General features: G+C 46.3%; 3 protein-coding genes and 1 pseudogene. All 4 read right to left on the minus strand.

Annotation, left to right across the window (positions count from 1 at the left end; genetic code table 11):
* Nucleotides 1–1,225: pseudogene (locus ACEW8S_RS00455) on the minus strand (DNA polymerase III subunit alpha); the annotation flags it as partial.
* A 136-nt stretch (nucleotides 1,226–1,361) separates the two neighbouring features.
* Entirely contained in the window at nucleotides 1,362–1,823 is a 462-nt protein-coding gene (locus ACEW8S_RS00460) for an ORF6N domain-containing protein (protein WP_373516229.1), read from the minus strand.
* Between the two features lie 169 nt (nucleotides 1,824–1,992).
* Nucleotides 1,993–3,207: a DNA polymerase IV gene (gene dinB, locus ACEW8S_RS00465; RefSeq protein WP_373516230.1), complete on the minus strand. Its 1,215-nt coding sequence runs from the start codon at nucleotides 3,205–3,207 to the stop codon at nucleotides 1,993–1,995.
* Between the two features lie 332 nt (nucleotides 3,208–3,539).
* Nucleotides 3,540–3,775: hypothetical protein (locus ACEW8S_RS00470; RefSeq protein ID WP_373516231.1), on the minus strand; the 236-nt coding region annotated here is incomplete at its 5' end.

Consider the following 3,775-nt stretch of genomic DNA (forward strand, 5'->3'; position numbering starts at 1 on the left):
CGAGCCGGGAGGCTTGAAAATCACCGTCACAGAGCACATCGATTTCATCTTTGGGCAGGCCGAAGACCTTACCTAGCTCCCGTACCATACCGCGCCATTTAAAAGTAACATAGGTTCCCAAAAGGGCCACGTTTTCGAACCTATCAAAAATATATTGGGTCATTATTGGCCTGTCGCGGTGCGAAAAATCGATGTCAAAATCCGGGGGATTAGCCCTGTAAAGGTTGATGAATCGTTCGAAATAGAGATCGAGTTCCATGGGATCTACATCGGTGATCCGTAATAGATAGGCCACGATACTATTGGCACCGCTGCCTCGGCCCACATAGAAAAAATTTTGTTCTCGGGCATAGGAGACAATATCCCAATTGATCAGAAAATAGGAGACAAAGCCCATTCCTATAATGAGTTCCAGTTCTTTTTCCAAACGTGCGATCACATCATCGCCAACTTCGGGATAGCGATAGGGCAGCCCTTCTTGACAAAGCCTTTTTAGCATCGCTTCGTCTTCTTCACTGGTCGAGTTGTAAAATTGAAGGTTCTGCGGTTTTCGCCCTGTGGAAAAATCAAAATGGATGGAGCAGGAATTCAACAGCCGCTCCGTATTCTCCAATATAAAAGTATACTCCGAAAAAGCGGCCGCCAAATTTTGGATGGGAAACATTTTTTCGTCTTCCGAAGCCTGCTCCATGGTCGAGAGTTTACTGAGCAAGGTATTATTGTCGATGGCACGTAGCAATCGATGGGCATTAAAATCACGTTTGTTGCGAAAGGTGACCGGTTGTTGTACGACCAGTCTATCCTTGAATTTAAGTAATCCGGAAAACGGGAGCCGCCTCAGATCGTTGATGGATATCCCAATAAATTCATAGTCGGCAAACGATTTTCGCTGTTCCTGTACTACTTTTTCAAAGGGATAAACGACATAGGCGTTCTGGAATTCGGGCGCGCTTTTTAAAAACGATTTTCCTTGGTGCAGATGCTCTGAAAGATAGTCGTTCAGCTCTAAATACCCTTCGTTGTTTTTGGCAATCCCCACAAAGCAGAGGTCGACCCCGTTCCTGAAATCGATGCCCAGAACGGGAGTGATATCGTATTCCGTCGACTTCCGGACAAAATTGAGTCCTGCCGAGGTGTTGTTGATATCGGTGAGCGCCAATCGGGTCACATGGTTCTCTTTGGCCAACTGCAAAAGTTCGACCTCGGAAAAGGTGCCGTAGCGCATGCTGTAATATGTGTGACAGTTTAGGTACAAATTCAAATGCAAGTTTAAGTTCAAGCACAATTTCAAGCTCCAGTTTAAAGAATAACGTCTAGACAGTGGAGAAAATGGGTTAGATTTGGGGGTGCGCCTTCCGTTTCTACTGGTTCTTGTATCCTATTCGTTTTCTTGGTGGTTGTTCCGGTTTGGACATCAGACGTTTGAGGACTTCGTAAATTTCCCCGAACTGTTCTTTGTACCGAGATTCCATTTGCTGTATCTTCTTCATTATTTCCTCGTAGTTGTTGGCGAGCTTACGCAACTGTACGAACGTTTCTATGATTTGGATGCTCATTTTAATTGCGGTCTCACTGTTCAATACACTTGACAGCATTAATATTCCGTGTTCGGTGAACACAAAGGGCGGGTATTTTGAATGACGCCCCCGCTTTAAGGTCGCAATTTGCGACCTTAAAGAAGCGTTTTCCTTGTCGGTCAATTCAAACATGAACGATTCGGGGAACCGATCTATATTTCGTCTTACCTGTTCTTTTAATCTTTTCGTCTCGACGTCGTAAAGCTCCGCCAAATCACTGTCTAACATAATTTTTTGACCTCGCATTACGTATATTTTATTGACGATCAGTTCGTCTGGAATGGTGATTTTTTTGCTCTTTTTCAGGTTGGTGTTTTGGTCTGAAATTAATTCTCTTACAATTCCAAAGCTTAAATTCAAATCAGATCACAGTGAAAAGATTCAAACTCAAGGCAGGTTGGCACCGCTCTGCCCACTACTGCTTCCTATGTGCCAATACGACCGGCGGCAGCCCATTGAACGGATTCTGCATCCGCCCTATGGTCTTTGCCCCAAGGCCCGATGCCCGCAGCACGCTTTTATCGCCGTAGCGCTTTCTGATAGTATCCATCGCATGGTATAGGTTGAGGGTTTCTTCGGTATCGTCGAACAGGTCGATCTGGTAATTGCCGCTGACCAAATGGCTGAACCGGATACCGATCAAGCGTACCAACAACCTACGGTTGTAGAGTGTCTTGAACATATCCAAAATTTTGGGAATCAAGATGTGGTCGGCACTGGTATAGGGAATCCGTAATTGTTTGGAATAGGTGTTGAAATCGGAATACCGGATCTTGACCGAGACACAGGCGGTCAGTTTTTCGCCCCGCCGCAACTGATAGGCCAGGTTTTCGGTCATGGCGAGAAGGATGCCCCTTAGTTTTACCACATCGATGGTATCCCTATCGAAAGTACGCTCCGTTGAAATGGACTTCCGTTCACAAAATGGTATTACGGGCGTGTGGTCGATGCCGTTCGCACGTTTCCAGATGACCTTTCCGTTGGCACCCAATACACGTTGCATCACATCAACGGGCATTTCTTGCACGTTCTTTACCTGCCGTAGCCCCAGATTGCGCAAAGTTTGATAGGTCTTGTCGCCTACCATCGGTATTTTTTTGATGGACAAGGGCGCCAAAAAAAGCTTTTCAAACCCCTGATCTATCTTTAAATGGTTATTGGGCTTCGCTTCGTTGGTGGCCACTTTAGAAACCACTTTGTTTACGGATAGCCCGAAAGAAATCGGAAGGCCCGTCTCCTTTACGATCCGTTGCCGCATTTCGGCAGCATACTTGTAAGCCCCGAAAAAACGATCCATACCGGTAAGGTCGGCATAGAATTCATCGATACTCGATTTCTCGAATAGCGGCACTTGTTCCTTGATAATCTCTGTGACGACATCGGAATGTTTGCTGTACGTGCCCGCATTACCGCGGATGACGACGGCCTCGGGACAAAGTTCCCGTGCCATTTTCATGGGCATACCGGAGTGTACCCCGAACCCGCGGGTCTCGTAACTGCAGGCCGCCACCACGCCCCGGTCGCCCGTACCGCCCACCAACAAAGGCCTGTTCTGTAGTTTGCGATTGATCAACCGCTCTACGGAAACATAGAAGGTGTCGAGGTCGATGTGAAGTATTGTTTTATCCATAGCATCATAGTGTCGTGCCAAGCCTGTCTTAGCCGGCCCAAGCCTTGTCCTAACGGCCCAAGCCTTGTCCTTTTTTCACCTGTCCCGCATAAAAAAATATTTCCGTAGCTATGGCCATGCAAATATTTTTTGCCTTGGCCAGATAAAATATACCGGCGGCTTAACCAACACAACAGGCCTGGCACGACACTTAAAAATAAGGATGCTAAGATATGGAATATTTCCAATAATTTGGAATATTTCCTATTTATAATTTTAAACCCAAAAAGAAAGGCCCCACATCGCTGCGGGGCCTCTCATCATAAACTATTTTTAAAGGGGTATACAAGCGCTCAGGGTATCGGGCCTACGGTCGGGACCCATTGAGGTAACCTGATGCAGAAGCTGGAGGTGTCGAATGCCGTCTCGCCGATCAAGGTCGCGGTGAAGCGAAAGTTGATTTGAGCGGTCGCTTTGTAATGAATGTATAGTAAAGAACCTAAAATCTTAGTGAAATCTGGGGCTCTTAGATCCAAGAACCAGAACTGCTGTGTACTGGAGCCAATAAACCAAGACCAAAATTTTATCC

Origin of the sequence: Pricia sp., assembly GCF_041745955.1 — a bacterium.
Classification (GTDB): domain Bacteria; phylum Bacteroidota; class Bacteroidia; order Flavobacteriales; family Flavobacteriaceae; genus Pricia.

Coding starts and splice junctions, on each gene's coding strand:
- ACEW8S_RS00460 (WP_373516229.1), bottom strand. CDS start 1,823: ATGCGAGGTCAAAAAATTATGTTAGACAGTGATTTGGCGGAGCTTTAC.
- dinB (WP_373516230.1), bottom strand. CDS start 3,207: ATGGATAAAACAATACTTCACATCGACCTCGACACCTTCTATGTTTCC.